Source organism: Lysinibacillus sp. KU-BSD001, from assembly GCF_042920265.1.
Taxonomy (GTDB): domain Bacteria; phylum Bacillota; class Bacilli; order Bacillales_A; family Planococcaceae; genus Lysinibacillus_B.
In genome coordinates this window covers 159519-176714 of sequence record NZ_JBDQZI010000002.1, presented here as the reverse complement: position 1 = coordinate 176714, position 17196 = coordinate 159519, and the positions used below count along the sequence as shown (strand labels likewise).

Annotated in this window: 14 protein-coding genes; 13 read left to right on the top strand and 1 reads right to left on the bottom strand. The window is 41.1% G+C overall.

Annotated elements, in window-relative coordinates; translation table 11 throughout:
• Positions 1-23 precede the first annotated feature (23 nt).
• From AAGS61_RS04100 to AAGS61_RS04065, 8 genes are all read left to right on the top strand, one after another.
• Positions 24-1214: an acetyl-CoA C-acetyltransferase gene (locus AAGS61_RS04100; RefSeq protein WP_391367715.1), complete on the top strand. Its 1191-nt coding sequence runs from the start codon at positions 24-26 to the stop codon at positions 1212-1214.
• Between the two features lie 2 nt (positions 1215-1216).
• Positions 1217-2068 carry a 3-hydroxybutyryl-CoA dehydrogenase gene (locus tag AAGS61_RS04095; RefSeq protein WP_391367713.1) on the top strand — a complete coding sequence of 284 codons (852 nt, stop codon included), beginning with the start codon at positions 1217-1219 and terminating at the stop codon, positions 2066-2068.
• A 12-nt stretch (positions 2069-2080) separates the two neighbouring features.
• Positions 2081-3217 carry an acyl-CoA dehydrogenase gene (locus AAGS61_RS04090; RefSeq protein ID WP_391367710.1) on the top strand — a complete coding sequence of 379 codons (1137 nt, stop codon included), beginning with the start codon at positions 2081-2083 and terminating at the stop codon, positions 3215-3217.
• 61 nt (positions 3218-3278) lie between these two features.
• Positions 3279-4418 carry an acyl-CoA dehydrogenase gene (locus AAGS61_RS04085; RefSeq protein WP_391367707.1) on the top strand — a complete coding sequence of 380 codons (1140 nt, stop codon included), beginning with the start codon at positions 3279-3281 and terminating at the stop codon, positions 4416-4418.
• 3 nt (positions 4419-4421) lie between these two features.
• Positions 4422-5051: a TetR/AcrR family transcriptional regulator gene (locus AAGS61_RS04080; RefSeq protein WP_391367704.1), complete on the top strand. Its 630-nt coding sequence runs from the start codon at positions 4422-4424 to the stop codon at positions 5049-5051.
• A 157-nt stretch (positions 5052-5208) separates the two neighbouring features.
• Entirely contained in the window at positions 5209-8457 is a 3249-nt protein-coding gene (gene icmF, locus AAGS61_RS04075; RefSeq protein WP_391368322.1) for a fused isobutyryl-CoA mutase/GTPase IcmF, read from the top strand.
• A 408-nt stretch (positions 8458-8865) separates the two neighbouring features.
• Positions 8866-9447: a DNA-directed RNA polymerase subunit delta gene (gene rpoE / locus AAGS61_RS04070; RefSeq protein WP_391367701.1), complete on the top strand. Its 582-nt coding sequence runs from the start codon at positions 8866-8868 to the stop codon at positions 9445-9447.
• A 469-nt stretch (positions 9448-9916) separates the two neighbouring features.
• A complete protein-coding gene (locus AAGS61_RS04065) occupies positions 9917-11521 on the top strand; it encodes a CTP synthase (RefSeq protein WP_391367699.1) in 1605 nt (534 codons plus the stop codon).
• Positions 11522-11631: 110 nt separating this feature from the next.
• Here AAGS61_RS04065 and AAGS61_RS04060 read toward each other — a convergent pair whose 3' ends face one another.
• Entirely contained in the window at positions 11632-12195 is a 564-nt protein-coding gene (locus AAGS61_RS04060; RefSeq protein WP_391367697.1) for a DUF2529 family protein, read from the bottom strand.
• Positions 12196-12328: 133 nt separating this feature from the next.
• Between AAGS61_RS04060 and AAGS61_RS04055 the strand changes: the two genes are divergently transcribed.
• The 5 genes from AAGS61_RS04055 to glpX all read left to right on the top strand — a co-directional run bounded on the left by AAGS61_RS04055 (position 12329) and on the right by glpX (position 17094).
• Positions 12329-12688, top strand: coding sequence for a response regulator (locus AAGS61_RS04055; protein WP_391367694.1), 360 nt, complete (start codon positions 12329-12331; stop codon positions 12686-12688).
• A gap of 328 nt (positions 12689-13016) precedes the next feature.
• Positions 13017-13871 (top strand): class II fructose-bisphosphate aldolase, encoded by an 855-nt coding sequence (locus AAGS61_RS04050; protein WP_391367692.1) that lies wholly within the window; start codon positions 13017-13019, stop codon positions 13869-13871.
• Positions 13872-14061: 190 nt separating this feature from the next.
• Positions 14062-14712: a fructose-6-phosphate aldolase gene (gene fsa, locus AAGS61_RS04045; protein WP_391367689.1), complete on the top strand. Its 651-nt coding sequence runs from the start codon at positions 14062-14064 to the stop codon at positions 14710-14712.
• A gap of 43 nt (positions 14713-14755) precedes the next feature.
• On the top strand, positions 14756-16030 hold the full coding sequence (locus AAGS61_RS04040; protein WP_391367686.1) for a UDP-N-acetylglucosamine 1-carboxyvinyltransferase: 1275 nt from the start codon (positions 14756-14758) through the stop codon (positions 16028-16030).
• Positions 16031-16131: 101 nt separating this feature from the next.
• Positions 16132-17094, top strand: a complete 963-nt coding sequence (gene glpX / locus AAGS61_RS04035) for a class II fructose-bisphosphatase (protein WP_391367682.1) — start codon at positions 16132-16134, stop codon at positions 17092-17094.
• Positions 17095-17196 lie beyond the last annotated feature (102 nt).

Below are 17196 nucleotides of genomic sequence, written 5' to 3'. Positions count from 1 at the left end.
TCTAAACAAAGGGGTGTTGAAGATTGAATAAAGCAGTTATTTTAGACGGTGCACGTACGCCATTTGGGAAATTTGGTGGGGCATTTACAAACTTACAAGCAAGTGACTTAGGTGGGATTGCCATTAAAGCGGCAATGGAAAAAGCAAATATTCATCCGAATGATGTGGGAGAAGTCATTATTGGAACGGTGTTGCAAGCCGGGCAGGGACAAATTCCTTCAAGACAAGCGGCAGCTAAAGCAAATATTCCTTGGCATGTGAAAACAGAAACGATTAACAAAGTGTGTGCTTCCGGCATGCGCAGTATTACGTTAGGCGATCAGCTGATTCGTTTAGGAGAAGAGGAAGTCATTGTAGCTGGTGGAATGGAATCGATGTCTAATGCACCATATTATTTACCAAAAGGTCGCTTTGGCTTCCGTATGGGGGATGCAAGTGTAGTGGATGGCATGGTATATGACGGACTTTCTTGTGCGTTTGATCCGAAAAATCCGCATATGGGTATTTACGGGAATGCTACGGCAGACGAATTCGAATTGACACGTGAGCAGCAAGACAAATGGGCTGCACGGAGTCATCAGTTAGCGGAAGCTTCACGTGAGAAGTTTGCAGAAGAAATCGTGCCAGTAGAAATTCCGCAGCGCAAAGGTGAGCCGATTGTTGTTAGTGCAGATGAATCAATTCGACCAGACACTTCTGTGGAAACACTTGCAAAGCTACGTCCAGCATTCGTGAAAGATGGTACGATTACAGCGGGGAATGCACCAGGGATTAATGACGGTGCTTGTGCAGTTGTACTTATGAGCGAGAAACGTGCTCAAGAAGAAGGGCGTACACCACTTGCAACGATTGTGGCCCATGCAGAGGTTGCGGTAGAGCCAAAAAACTTCCCACAAACACCGGGATTAGTCATTAATGCGCTGTTAAAGAAAACAGACAAAACGATTGATGACATTGATTTAGTGGAAATCAACGAAGCATTTGCAGCAGTTGCCCTTGTAAGTAATCAAATCGCAGGGCTTACAGAAGAGAAAGTAAATGTAAACGGTGGGGCAGTCGCACTTGGACACCCAATCGGGGCAAGCGGTGCGCGCATCATTTTAACATTAGCGTATGAATTAAAACGTCGTGGTGGCGGGATCGGCATTGCAGCAATTTGCTCAGGTGGCGGTCAAGGGGATGCAGTCATGATTGAAGTCAAAGGGGATGAATAACAATGGCAATTCAAAAGGTAATGGTCATCGGTGCAGGACAAATGGGATCAGGGATTGCACAAGTATGTGCACAGGCTGGCTTTGATGTAAAACTAAATGATATAAAACGAGAATTTTTCGAGCGTGGTTTAGGGGTAATCACAAAGAACTTATCACGTGATGTAGAAAAAGGTCGCAAAACAGAAGAAGAGAAACAAGCGATTTTAAATCGCATCACGATGTCGGTGGATTTACAGGATGCAGCAGATGTCGACATTGTGATTGAAGCAGCGGTTGAAAACATGGAAATCAAGCAATCTATCTTTAAGCAACTAGATGAGATTGCACCACAGCAAGCGATTTTAGCTACGAATACATCGAGCTTACCAATTACCGAACTTGCAGCAGTCACAAAACGTCCAGAAAAAGTCATTGGTATGCACTTTATGAATCCGGTACCGATCATGAAGCTAGTGGAAATTATTCGTGGTTTAGCAACGGCAGATGAAGTCTATCAAGCGGTGGAAGAAATGACATATAAGCTTGATAAAACACCAGTTGAAGTAAATGACTTCCCAGGTTTCGTTGCGAACCGCATTTTACTTCCGATGATTAACGAAGCAATTTATGCACTGTATGAAGGCGTTGCAACGAAAGAGGCCATTGATGATGTGATGAAGCTCGGTATGAATCATCCGATGGGACCGTTAACGCTCGCTGATTTTATTGGCTTAGACACATGTCTTTATATTATGGAGATTTTACACGAAGGGCTTGGCGATTCGAAATACCGCCCATGTCCATTACTACGTAAATATGTGGCAGCAGGTTGGTTAGGGAAAAAATCAGGTCGAGGTTTCTACGTTTACGAATAAGGGGTGCACATCATGGAACTACGTTTTACAGAAGAACAAGATATGATTCGTCAAATGGTACGCGATTTTGCACAAACAGAAATTGAACCATTTGTTGAGCGCATGGAACAGGGAGAGTTTCCTCGTGATATTTTGAAGAAAATGGGTGAGCTTGGCTTAATGGGCACAACGGCACCAGAAAGTCTTGGCGGGTCAGAGATGGATTTCACATCCTATATTATTGCCATTCATGAGTTATCTAAAGTCAGTGCAGTAGTAGGGGTGATCCTTTCTGTACATACATCAGTTGGAACAAACCCGATTCTATATTTTGGTAACGATGCGCAAAAGCAAAAGTACGTACCAAAATTAGCAAGCGGTGAATATTTAGGTGCATTTTGTTTAACAGAGCCAAGTGCAGGTAGTGATGCAGGGTCGTTAAAAACACGTGCTGTAAAAGACGGCGACAACTACGTCATTAACGGTTCGAAAGTATTCATTACAAATGGTGGCGAGGCTGATGTATACATTGTGTTTGCGTCGACAAATCCAGAACAAGGAACACGCGGTGTGTCCGCATTTATCGTGGAAAAGGGAACACCTGGATTAATCATCGGTAAAGATGAGCATAAAATGGGACTTCACGGTTCGCGTACAGTACAGCTAACGTTTGAAAATATGATTGTACCAGCTGAAAACTTGCTTGGCGTTGAGGGAGAAGGATTTAAGATTGCAATGGCGAATTTAGATATTGGACGGATCGGTATTGCGGCACAAGCACTAGGGACAGCAGAAGCTGCACTCGAAGCCGCAACAAATTACGCAAAAGAGCGTGTACAATTTGGCAAGCCAATCGTTGCAAATCAAGGGGTAGGATTTAAATTAGCCGATATGGCAACAGCGGTTGAAGCAGCACGTTTACTTGTATACCGTGCAGCCGATCTTCGTTCAAAAGGTCTGCCATGTGGCAAGGAAGCGTCGATGGCTAAATTATTTGCTTCTAAAACAGCGATGGATGTAGCGATAGAAGCTGTGCAAATTTTCGGTGGCTATGGCTACACGAAAGATTATCCAGTAGAACGTTATTTCCGTGATGCGAAAGTGATGGAAATCTACGAAGGTACATCGGAAATTCAACGCATTGTGATTAGTAAGCATTTGATGAGTTAGTCAAAGGCTTGTAAGACCTTACTATTATACAATTCATTTTAACAAAAAGGGGATTTGGAGAATGAACTTTCAATTAACAGAAGAACACGAACAATTACGTGAAATGATTCGCGACTTTGCAGTAAATGAAGTAGCACCAACAGCAGCAGAACGTGATGAAAATGAAACATTCGACCGTGCTATTTTTGATAAAATGGCGGAGTTAGGATTAACAGGGATTCCGTGGCCAGAAGAATACGGTGGTGCAGGCTTTGACTACTTAGCATATTGTATCGCAGTAGAGGAACTTTCGCGTGTATGTGCATCGACAGGGGTAACATTATCAGCGCATACGTCTCTTGCAGGCTGGCCGATTTATAAATTCGGTAACGAGGAGCAAAAGCAAAAGTATCTTCGACCAATGGCAGAAGGTACGAAAATTGGTGCGTACGGCTTAACAGAGCCAAATTCAGGATCTGATGCTGGTGGGATGAAAACATACGCTGTAAAAGACGGCGATGACTACGTATTAAACGGTTCAAAAATCTTCATTACAAATGGTGGGGTTGCAGATATTTACATTGTATTTGCGGTAACAGATCCAGAATCCAAGCATAAGGGCACATCAGCATTTATCGTAGAAGCTGATTTCCCAGGTTTCTCTGTTGGGAAGAAAGAATCGAAGCTAGGGATTCGTTCATCGCCAACGACAGAAATTATGTTTGAAAACTGTCGTGTACCAAAAGAAAACCTTCTTGGTGAAGAAGGAGAAGGTTTCGTGATTGCGATGAAAACATTAGACGGTGGTCGTAACGGGATTGCGGCACAAGCGGTTGGCATTGCACAAGGAGCTCTAGATGCAGCGGTTGATTATGCGAAAGAGCGCGTGCAGTTTGGTAAGCCAATTGCAGCAAATCAAGGGGTATCATTTAAACTTGCAGATATGGCAACAGCAACAGAAGCATCACGTTTACTAACGTATCAAGCAGCTTGGTTAGAATCGAATGACCTTCCATACGGAAAAGCTTCTGCGATGGCAAAATTAATGGCGGGAGATACAGCGATGAGTGTCACAACGGAAGCTGTGCAAATTTTCGGTGGTTACGGCTATACAAAAGACTATCCGGTAGAGCGCTTCATGCGTGATGCAAAAATTACGCAAATTTACGAAGGTACACAAGAAATTCAACGCCTTGTAATTTCGCGTATGCTGACAAAGTAGTACATGACAGATAAGATTCATGTAGAAACATCTGTCAAAGATGAAAGCCTTATTGAGATTCGTCGTAAACAAATTATCCGAGCAGGTGTTAATTTATTTCGCGAAAAAGGCTTTCATCGAGCGACAACAAGAGAGATTGCCAAAGCTGCAGGATTTAGTATCGGTACACTGTATGAATATATTCGTACGAAGGAAGACGTGCTGTATTTAGTATGTGATAGCATTTTTAATGAAGTAATAGATCGTCTTTCTCATTTTCCGACCAAACCAGGGACCATTGAGTCTCTGAAAGAAGCCATTCGCCAATATTTTCTTCTTATTGATAACATGCTGGATGAATTTACGATCATGTATCAAGAAACAAAATCTTTGCCGAAAGAAGCCATGCAATATGTTTTAAGTAAAGAACTTGAAATGGTTGCGATTTTTCAAAAAATGATAGCGGATTGTGTAGAGAACGGTGTCCTAGACCTGAACGAAAAAGAGCTGTTTCTTGCAGCGAATCACTTAGCCGTTCAGGGACAGTCGTGGGCATTCCGAAAATGGGCGATGAAACACCGTTACACAATTGAAGAATATATTGAACTGCAAACGAATTTGTTTTTAAACGGCGTTTTGCATTTTAGAAACTAGAAGTAACACCGTTAATTGCATACATTATGTGGCAATTGGCGGTGTTATTTACATTTATCTTCATGCTCAGTAGGGGTGCTGAGCGCATCAACAAAGGGATATTTTACAAAGCAAAGGGGAGTTCAATATGACAACACAAGTAGAAACAAAAGCGGAGATGACAGTTGAAAACAAAGTGCAAGTATATAAACCTACACATCACGTACGTTTTGTGACAGCATCCAGTCTATTTGACGGACATGATGTATCTGTGAACATTATTCGCCGCATTTTACAGGCGAGTGGGGCAGAAGTCATTCACTTAGGGCACAATCGTTCAGTAGAAGAAGTGGTCAATGCAGCCATTCAAGAAGATGCACAAGGAATTGCTGTATCGAGCTATCAAGGTGGGCATATGGAGTACTTCAAGTATATGTACGATTTACTACGTGAAAAAGGCGCACCACATATTAAAATTTACGGTGGCGGTGGGGGCGTAATTCTACCTCGCGAAATTAAAGAATTGCACGAGTACGGAATTAGCGGTATTTTCTCGCCAGAAGACGGTCGTCGTCTCGGTTTACAAGGCATGATTAACGAAAAAATAAAAGGAGCAGACTTCTCTACATTAGCAGGCGATTATCTAGAGAAACTCGAAAAGCTTTCGACAGATGCACCTGAAATTTTAGCGAATTTAATTACAGCAGCTGAAATAGGGGGAGAAGATGTCGCACCATTACTGCAAGTGGCACGTGCGAACTCGAAACATACACCTGTTCTAGGAATTACAGGAACGGGGGGCGCCGGAAAATCAAGCTTAACAGATGAATTAATTCGTCGATTTTTACAAGAGTTTCCTGATAAGAAAGTGGCGATTCTTTCGGTTGATCCGACAAAACAAAAAACAGGAGGCGCTTTACTCGGTGACCGTATCCGTATGAATGCGATTTTCAATCAGCGTGTATATATGCGTAGCTTAGCGACACGTGGATCGCGTACAGAGTTATCTGCGTCGATTGGTGATGTGCTTGATGTCGTAAAAGCGGCAGGCTATGATTTAATCATCGTAGAAACGAGTGGTATCGGGCAAGGGGACGCTGAAATTACAAAGTATACGGATCTATCTATGTATGTGATGACAAGTGAGTTTGGTGCACCGACGCAGCTAGAGAAAATCGATATGATTGATTATGCAGATATTATTGCGATCAATAAGTTTGAGCGTAAAGGTTCTGAAGATGCACTACGCCAAGTGCAAAAACAAATGCAACGTTCACGTGAAGCATGGACGACAGATTTAGATGAGATGCCGGTATATGGTACAATTGCCTCTCAATTCAATGACAAAGGAACGAACTCGCTATTTGCAGCGCTTGTACGTTTAATCAATGAAAAATTTGATTACAATTGGCATACATCATACGAACAATCCGTAAAAACACAAAAGCAAGATGTCATTATTCCGAATGAACGTCGTTACTATTTACGTGAAATTACAGATACGGTGCGCGGTTATCATAAAAAAGCAGCAGAGCAGGTAGAGCTAGCACGTAGGCTCTATCAGCTAGAGGGAACGTTAAAGCAATTACCTACGACAGAGGAAGCACTAATTGCTTCGTTAAATTCGCTCATTACAGGTGTTCGTGACGAATTAACAAAGGAATCGAAAACGATTTTAAATAACTGGCAAGCATTAAAAGAAGCGTATGCTGGTGATGAGCTTGTCACAAAGGTTCGTGATAAAGAAATTCGCACGATTTTGAAAACAAAGTCATTATCAGGCACAAAAATTCCGAAAGTGGCATTGCCAAAATATAAAGACTACGGCGAGATTTTACGCTGGGTATACGCTGAAAACGTACCGGGCTCATTCCCATATACAGCCGGGGTATTCCCGTTCAAGCGTGAAGGGGAAGATCCGAAGCGTCAATTTGCGGGGGAAGGAACACCAGAGCGTACAAATAAACGCTTCCACTATTTATCGAAGGATGATGATGCAAAACGTTTATCGACGGCCTTTGACTCGGTTACGCTTTACGGAGAGGACCCACATATTCGTCCTGATATTTACGGGAAGATTGGCGAATCGGGTGTAAATGTATGCACATTAGATGATATGAAAAAGTTATATAATGGCTTTGATCTATGTGCACCGAGTACATCAGTATCCATGACGATTAACGGTCCGGCGCCAATTATTTTAGCGATGTTTATGAATACAGCGATTGATCAGCAGGTGAAAAAGCGTGAACAAGAGCTCGGTCGCACATTAACTGTAGAAGAATTTACAGAAACACGTGAAGCGACATTGCAAGTCGTGCGTGGGACAGTACAGGCGGATATTTTAAAAGAGGATCAAGGGCAAAATACATGTATTTTCAGTACAGAATTTGCACTACGTATGATGGGCGATATTCAGCAGTACTTTATCGACCATAAAGTGCGTAACTACTATTCTGTATCCATTTCTGGCTATCATATTGCGGAAGCTGGCGCCAACCCGATTTCGCAGCTAGCCTTTACTCTTGCAAACGGCTTTACGTATGTAGAGTATTATTTAAGTCGTGGCATGCATATAGATGATTTTGCACCGAACTTATCGTTCTTCTTCTCAAACGGGCTAGATCCTGAATATACAGTGATTGGTCGTGTCGCACGTCGCATCTGGGCCGTAACAATGCGAGATAAATACGGTGCTAATGAGCGCTCACAAAAGCTGAAGTATCACGTGCAAACATCCGGTCGAAGCTTGCATGCACAAGAAATCGACTTTAACGATATTCGTACAACACTACAAGCGTTAATGGCACTACAAGATAACTGTAACTCGTTACACACAAATGCATATGATGAAGCGATTACGACACCGACAGAGGAGTCGGTACGTCGTGCGATGGCCATTCAAATGATTATTACAAAAGAGCATGGCTTATCGAAAAATGAAAATCCATTGCAAGGGGCTTTCATTATGGAGGAGTTAACGGATTTAGTAGAGGAGGCAGTGCTTGCTGAATTTGATCGGATGAATGATCGCGGTGGGGTACTTGGTGCGATGGAAACGCAATATCAGCGTGGTAAAATCCAAGAAGAATCGATGTACTACGAGCACTTAAAGCATTCAGGCGAACTGCCGATTATTGGCGTAAATACGTACTTAAATCCAAATCCAGCTTCCGATGAGGCGATTGATTCAATGGAAATTGCCCGTGCATCCAAAGCAGAAAAAGATACACAAATTGTAAACTTACACGCATTCCAAGAGCGCAATGTAGCACAGATTGATCAAGCGCTTAACCGTTTAAAACAAGCAGCAGTTACGGGTGGTAATATTTTCGCGGAGTTAATGGAGACTGTAAGAGTAGCAAGTCTTGGGCAAATTACGCAAGCGCTTTATGAAGTGGGCGGGCAATATCGCCGTAATATGTAAGTTTACTCGAAAAGTGTGAATTTATTTTTACAAAAAAATCTAGTTTGATTAGAAAAATGCTCGCTTAACGACTTCTTCTCCATAATGAGCTAGTTACGCGCTTTCTTTTACACGACGATTTCTCGCTAATTTTGTATACTAGCTTTAAAGACAGCAAGGAGGTGGCACAGATGATGCAATATATGAGATATATCATAATACTTGGTTGTTTGGTCGCCACCTTCTTTTTGTATAATGAGCAATTAGCGTCCGTTCCACTGCTAATTTTGTCTGCTTTCTTATTTTACGTAGGCATCAAAGAATGTCAGAAAATAAAAAACAACAAATGAAACTAGCATAGTACTATTAAGTTTGTATATAATGGGTATTATGTTTAGGTAATGTAATCAAAGAAAGGACGTGCACGATTTGAACTTTCGTGAAATGACAAAAGAACAATTAGCAGAAGAGTCGTTAATTGATTTAGCATACGCAGTTTTAGAAGAACGTAAATCAGCCATTTTATTTAATGATTTAGTAAAAGCCATTCAAAATTTAAATGGTTATTCAGATGAGGAGATTAAAGCTCGTCTTGTACAATTTTATACAGATATGAATGTTGATGGTCGTTTCTTATTAAACCATGAGAGCGGTTGGGGTTTACGCGAATGGTATAAAGTAGAAACAATCGAAGAAGAAACAGCACCAACAGTAAAAGTGCGTAAGAAAAAATCAAAAGCGGTACTGGATGATGAAGAGGAAATCCTTGAACTGGATGAAGATGATATCTCATTCGATGAAGACTTCGATGAGTTTGTAGACGAAGAAGATGAAATCGAAGAAGATGATTCACTCGACTTTGTAGAAGAAGATATTGAAGATATCGATGCAGAAATCGATGAAGAGCTCATTCCAGAAGAGGAAGAAGAATTCATTATTGAAGATGAGGACGAGGAAGAGGAAGAGGAAGAAGCTGACGATTTCGATGAGTTTGTGGATGACGAGAAGTAAACTCGCTGCCATATTCTTTCCTCACATCGTATAAGATTTGAATAGCAAGAAATGTAGGCAAAGTCCAAGTTTGACTTTGTCTACATTTTTGTTTAGGTAATGTCAAACAAGGGGATACCTAACTTTGTTCAGGGAATGTCCCGTGTAAAAGTGCTTGACTTCTTTTACACTTCCGTATAATCTTTTACTTGGGCTCCTTAAAAGAGGAGATTGACCGTACGATTGATACGCTCCCCCTGCAACAAGCAGGAGGAGCGTTTTTTATTTGTGGATAGGAAAGTATTAGTTTCATGGATATCCGCATCAGAATGGGCATCATTTCGACCTAATTCGGAAGAGATGTGTCTTTCTAATAATTAGCGCTCGCACTGGCCGAGCGAAATATAAGTTTTCGTTTAGTTTATTGCTTCAACTGTTTGCCGGTGTGCCAAACGTTTAAGCTTTTCTTATTTTCAAGGAGGAATTTAGCATGACAAAGTATATTTTCGTAACAGGTGGGGTTGTTTCATCACTCGGAAAAGGGATTGTCGCAGCATCTTTAGGGCGTTTACTCAAAAACCGTGGTCTTGAAGTGACAATTCAAAAGTTCGACCCTTATTTAAATATTGATCCAGGTACAATGAGCCCGTATCAACATGGTGAAGTATTCGTTACAGACGATGGCGCAGAGGCTGACTTAGACTTAGGTCACTATGAGCGTTTCATCGATATTAACTTAGGGAAACATTCAACAGTGACATCTGGCCGTGTGTACCAATCTGTGTTACAAAAAGAGCGTCGCGGTGATTACAACGGTGGTACGGTGCAAGTAATTCCTCATATTACAAACGAAATTAAAGACCGCATTCAACGTGCTGGTCGCGAAACAAATGCCGATGTCGTCATTACAGAAGTAGGCGGTACTGTAGGGGATATCGAATCATTACCGTTCTTAGAAGCGATCCGTCAAATGAAAACAAGCCTTGGTCACAATAATGTTATGTATGTGCATTGTACATTAATCCCGTACATTAAAGCAGCGGGTGAAATGAAAACAAAGCCAACGCAACACTCTGTAAAAGAGTTACGCTCACTTGGGATTCAGCCAAACATTATCGTTGTCCGTACAGAACAAGCGATTTCACAAGATATGAAAGACAAGTTAGCCTTATTCTGTGACGTACAACCACATGAAATCATTGAATCGCGTGACGTAGAGCATCTATATGAAGTGCCACTGAACTTACATGCACAAGACTTCGATGATATCGTTCTTGATCACTTTAGAATCCAAGCACCAGAAGCAGATATGTCTGACTGGAAAGAGCTTGTACACAAAGTGAAAAATCTACAGCACAAAACACGTATTGCCCTAGTTGGGAAGTATGTAGAGCTACAAGATGCTTATATTTCAGTAGCAGAAGCATTAAAGCATGCGGGCTACGTATATGATTCAGATATCGAAATCGATTGGGTGAATGCAGAGCATATTACAGCAGAAAATGCACAGGAACTGTTAGGACAAGCTGATGGTATCCTTGTACCAGGTGGCTTCGGTGATCGTGGTGTCGAAGGGAAAATTGAAGCGATTAAATTTGCGCGTGAAAACGATGTGCCATTCTTTGGGATTTGTTTAGGGATGCAGCTAGCAACAATTGAGTTTGCACGCAATGTACTTGGCTTACAAGGTGCACATTCAACAGAGCTGGATAAAGAAACAAATTACCCAATTATCGACTTCTTACCAGATCAATCAGAAGATGTGGATTTAGGTGGTACATTACGTCTTGGTTTATATCCATGTAAGCTAAAAGAAGGTTCTCGTGCACGTGCTTGCTATGGCGGGGAAGAGTTAGTCTATGAACGTCACCGTCACCGTTATGAGTTCAACAACGAATTCCGTGAAGCAATGGAAGCAGAAGGCCTTGTTTTCTCAGGGGTATCGCCTGATAACAAGCTTGTTGAAATCATCGAATTACCAGAGAAGAAATTCTTCGTTGCTGGTCAATTCCACCCAGAATTAGTATCGCGTCCGCAACGTCCACAGCCACTATTCCGTGAGTTTGTTGGTGCAGCATTTGCGAATCGTAAATAATACTTGATACGAACTACCTCGCTAAAATAGGGCGAGGTAGTTTTTATTTCGTAAGGGAGCCTGGGCAAAATAAAAAGCCACCGCTCTTATGAAGGAGCAGTAGCAGATCATTAACTAAAGGGGGAAGTCGATGTATCCTCCTCTAACTCTTCATCATCTGAAATCATTTCATCATAGGCCATTTTAATTGCTTCATAAATAAATAACGCCGCGATTAAATGTGGGAAGACAATGCGCTCACCTAGCTTTGTGGGATGGGGTAAAATGCCGCCACGAACTTTCAGACTAATATATGTATAAGCAAGCTCGCTTAACGGATTGTCAGCATTCGCCACTTCACTTGCCACAGCGGCAAATGGGATAAATGCATTGTACAATTTTTTAGCTAACGTAAGTGCTTCTGGATCTTGACAACTGCGTACAAAAATAATGACTCGGTCTACTTCTGTGACGACCACATCATCTTTCCATGGTACAATTTTTGCAAATGGCGCTACACTTGCCACCGCATTCAGCTCCACTGCTTTTAATTCACCGAAGCAGGCGAAATATACATGACCTTGTCCAATGCCAGCTTGCGCAAGTAAACGTGCTGTTTCTTCAATTGCTTCCTCTTCACTTGTTTGAATACGCTGTAATAAGCCACTCATTTGAGTAGTTAAAATTTTTGACATATTTCCACCTCCATCTCATTATAAATTTGATGCAACTGAATTGCAAAATTTGAAAATGATTTTAGTGGATAAGAAGGTATTTGTATATTATTATAGAATTTATTACAAAAATGGTAATAAGGGGAATTTTCTAATGCAAAACATACTAATCGTTGACGATCAACCAGGTATTCGGCTGTTATTGAATGAGGTATTTAAAAAAGAAGGGTACATGACATATTTAGCGCAAAATGGGATTGAAGCATTAAAAATCTTCGATGAAGAAGCGATTGATTGCGTTTTACTAGATATGAAAATTCCGGGTATGAATGGCATCGAAATTTTACAACAGCTCAAAGTTAAAAATGAGACTATTCCGGTGATGATGATGACAGCTTACGGGGAACAAGATTTAATCGATGAGGCAATGAGACTTGGCGCGACAAAGTACTTTACAAAACCATTTAATATTTTTGATGTATTAAATAGTGTGAAGGATGTACTAAGTGTATAGTTTTATGGAAATTATATAAGGAATTCATGCGTAGAGAGCATGAATTCCTTATTTTATCTACAATGTTAATGTGTTTTGTCATAGACAACAGAATAGCTTAAAACACTTTTGGGATTGAAACAATTTTGCCCCTGCGGCTTCGCTTTCGGTGCAGAAAACATAACGGTCTGAAACACTTTTGGGATTGAAACAATTTTGCCCCTGCGGCTTCGCTTTCGGTGCAGAAAACCAACGCATCTGAAGCTTTTCAGATGCGTTGGTTTTTGTTATGATGGGATTGAATGTTTTCATATAAAATATTTAGCATCCTTAAGGGAGGATTTCCATAATGGCATTAGTTTCTATGAAAGAAATGTTAATCAAAGCAAAAAATGAGAAATACGCAGTAGGGCAATTCAATATTAATAATTTAGAATTCACACAAGCAATCCTTCAAGCTGCGCAAGCAGAAAATTCACCAGTTATTTTAGGTGTTTCTGAAGGTGCAGGGAAATACATGGGCGGCTTTGTAGCAGTCGTACACATGGTAAAAGGATTAATCGAAAGCTATAACATCACAGTTCCAGTAGCCATCCACTTAGACCACGGTTCATCTTTCGAAAAATGTAAAGAAGCCATCGATGCAGGTTTCACGTCTGTTATGATTGATGCTTCACACCACTCATTTGAAGAAAATGTAAACATCACAAAAGAAGTAGTAGAATATGCGCATGCTCACGGTGTATCAGTCGAAGCTGAATTAGGTACAGTTGGTGGGGAAGAAGATGGTGTAACAGGTGGTATCATCTATGCTGATCCAGCAGAATGTAAGGCAATGGTTGAGCAGACAGCGATCGATTGTTTAGCGCCAGCACTTGGTTCAGTTCATGGTCCATACAAAGGCGAACCAAAACTAGGTTTTGCTGAAATGGAGCAAATCGGTAACGAAACAGGTATGCCTCTAGTATTACATGGTGGTACAGGTATTCCAGATGAGCAAATTCAACGTGCGATTTCTTTAGGAACAGCGAAAATCAACGTAAACACTGAAAATCAAATCGCGGCAACAAAAATAATCCGTGACATTTTAAACAATGATCAAAAAGTATATGATCCACGTAAATATTTAGCACCTGCACGCGAAGCGATTAAAGAAACAGTTATCGGTAAAATGCGTGTATTTGGTAGCTCGCAAAAAGCGTAATATATAAGAGTTTTATGATGAGGGGAGCATCTGATACGCACCCCTTCTCTTATCTTGGTGGATACGAAAATAGAAGTACTCAAGAAAATCCACATAAGAAAACATAGCAACTCGCACTATTACAGCGCGGGTTGTGTTTTTCTAATCATGACAATACATTTATGCAGCTTTGTACAAGGAGGATAAATACATGAAATTCTTTATCGATACAGCAAACTTTGAAGAAATTAAAGAAGCCTATTCTTGGGGCATTTTATCAGGTGTGACAACAAACCCTACGTTAGTAGCAAAAGAGCCAGGCGTGAATTTCCATGACCGTCTAAAAGAAATTGCTGAATTAGTAGATGGGTCAGTTAGTGGTGAGGTTATCTCATTAGATGCGGAAGGCATGATGAAAGAAGGCTTAGAATTAGCGGCGATTCATCCAAATATTACAGTAAAATTACCGATGACACCAGAAGGATTAAAAGCATGTAAATTTTTCTCTGAAAAAGGCATCAAAACAAATGTTACATTAATCTTTTCAGCGAACCAAGCATTAATGGCTGCGCGCGCGGGTGCAACATATGTATCACCATTTTTAGGGCGTCTAGATGATATCGGACAAAACGGGGTTGAATTAATTGCAACCATTGCAGATATTTTCACAATCCATGATATTAAAACAGAAATTATCGCTGCCTCTATCCGTCACCCACAACATATTACAGAAGCAGCATTAGCTGGTGCACATATTTCAACAACACCATTTAAGGTATTAAAACAATTATTCAACCATCCATTAACTGACAAAGGAATTGAAGGATTTTTAGCGGATTGGTCAAAGCGTGAAGGTCAATAATAAGAAAAATAAGCTTTCCAAGTGATGAAGGAGAAACGCTAGCATGGATGTTTACAAAATTAACGGTGGTCATCGTCTACAAGGTACAGTCAAAGTCAGCGGTGCGAAAAATAGTGCGGTCGCTTTAATTCCAGCATCAATCTTGGCGAATTCTTCCGTCACTATTGGAGGGATTCCTGAAATTTCAGATGCTTGGACGTTAAAAGCTTTACTTGAAGAAATTGGCGGCGAAGTCACATTTGAAGACGGAAAGATGACAATCGATCCTTCAAATATGATTGCGATGCCATTACCAAATGGGAATGTAAAAAAACTTCGCGCTTCGTATTACTTAATGGGCGCTATGTTAGGACGTTTTAAAAAAGCAGTTGTCGGCTTGCCAGGCGGTTGTTTTTTAGGGCCGCGCCCAATCGATCAACATATTAAAGGATTTGAAGCGCTAGGTGCGAAAGTAACAAATGAGCACGGTGCAATTTATTTACGTGCTGAGGAGTTGCGCGGGGCAAAAATTTATTTAGACGTGGCAAGCGTTGGCGCTACGATTAATATTATGCTGGCAGCGGTACTTGCAAAAGGACGGACAATTATTGAAAATGCTGCAAAAGAGCCAGAAATTATTGATGTAGCAACACTGCTTTCGAATATGGGTGCCAAAATTAAGGGCGCTGGTACGAGTGTCATTCGGATTGACGGCGTAGAAGAATTGCATGGTACGAAGCATACGATTATTCCAGATCGTATTGAAGCAGCCACATTTATGATTATGGCAGCAGCGATTGGCGACGGGGTAACCATTGATAATGTGATTCCGTTGCACTTAGATTCTGTCATTGCAAAGCTACGTGAAATGGGCGTTGTGATAGAAGAAGATGAGGAAAGTGTTTTTATACCAAAGCAAGGTGTATTGCAAGCTGTCGATGTAAAAACACTTGTATACCCTGGTTTTCCAACAGATGTACAACAGCCACTATCTGTTTTAATGACACAAGCAGTAGGTGCATCGAAAGTGACGGATACCATTTATACAGCGCGTTTTAAACATATTGATGAACTCCGTCGGATGAGTGCCAAAGCACGTGTGGAAGGCAATACGGCGATTGTGGAAGGGCCAACCCAATTAGAAGGTTCGGTCGTAACGGCAACGGATTTACGCGCAGGTGCTGCATTAGTACTTGCTGGTCTACTTGCCAAGGGAGAAACGGAAATTCACGATATTTATCATATTGAGCGCGGTTATAGCTCCTTAATTGAAAAGCTTTGTACATTAGGTGCTAATATTCGTCGTGAAACAATTTTAACATCAGATAAAACGAGCTAGACGAATATGTTACAATGAAAGTGAAATGAAAGTGAAGGTTTAGGCGAGCATGTAGCAATCTTTTTTTGTTCAGCTAGCCGAAAACAGGAGGCAAATTTACAATGGAACGTAGTTTATCAATGGAAGTTGTTCGCGTAACAGAGGCAGCAGCGATTGCTTCAGCCAAATGGATGGGACGTGGACTTAAAAATGAAGCAGATGACGCCGCAACAACAGCGATGCGTCACATGTTCGATACAATCCCAATGCATGCAACAGTTGTTATCGGTGAAGGTGAGATGGACGAAGCACCGATGCTGTACATTGGGGAAGAATTAGGATTGCGTAACGGTGGTCCAGAGGTGGATATCGCAGTGGATCCACTTGAAGGAACAAATATCGTTGCAAAAGGTACAAATGGTGCGATGACAGTGCTTGCGATTGCAGATCGCGGCAATTTATTAAATGCACCGGACATGTATATGGAGAAGATTGCAGTCGGTCCAGAAGCCGCTGGTAAAATTGATATTAATGCATCGGTCACATATAATCTATTACAAGTAGCAAAGGCGAAAAACAAAGACATTTCAGATGTCGTTGCAACATTATTAGATCGTCCTCGTCACCAAGCAATTGTGGATGAAATTCGTGAAGCAGGTGCACGTATTAAATTCATTCAAGACGGTGATGTAGGTGCTGCAATTAATACAGCATTTGACGAAACAGGCATTGATATTATGTTCGGTATGGGTGGTGCCCCTGAAGGTGTTATTTCTGCCGTAGCATTAAAATGTTTAGGTGGCGACTTCCAAGCGAAGCTAGTACCTGAAGATGAAGAACAACTAGAACGTTGCAAAGCAATGGGGATTGACGTCGATAAAGTACTTTATATGGATGACTTAGTAAAAGGTGATGATGCTATTTTTGCAGCAACAGCTGTAACAGATAGCGAACTTTTAAAAGGTGTTCAATATAAAGGTTCTTACGCTTTAACACACTCTGTTGTTATGCGTGCAAAAACAGGTACAGTACGTTTTATCGAAGGACGTCACAGTATCGAAAAAAAACCAACATTTAATAAATAACTTCAATGTTGCCCGGCATCTCTAGCCGGGCCCTTCTTTAAAAAAGTTCTCCCATTTTATGAACATTCCAAAAGAAAAATAAATATAGTTAGGAGAGAAGCT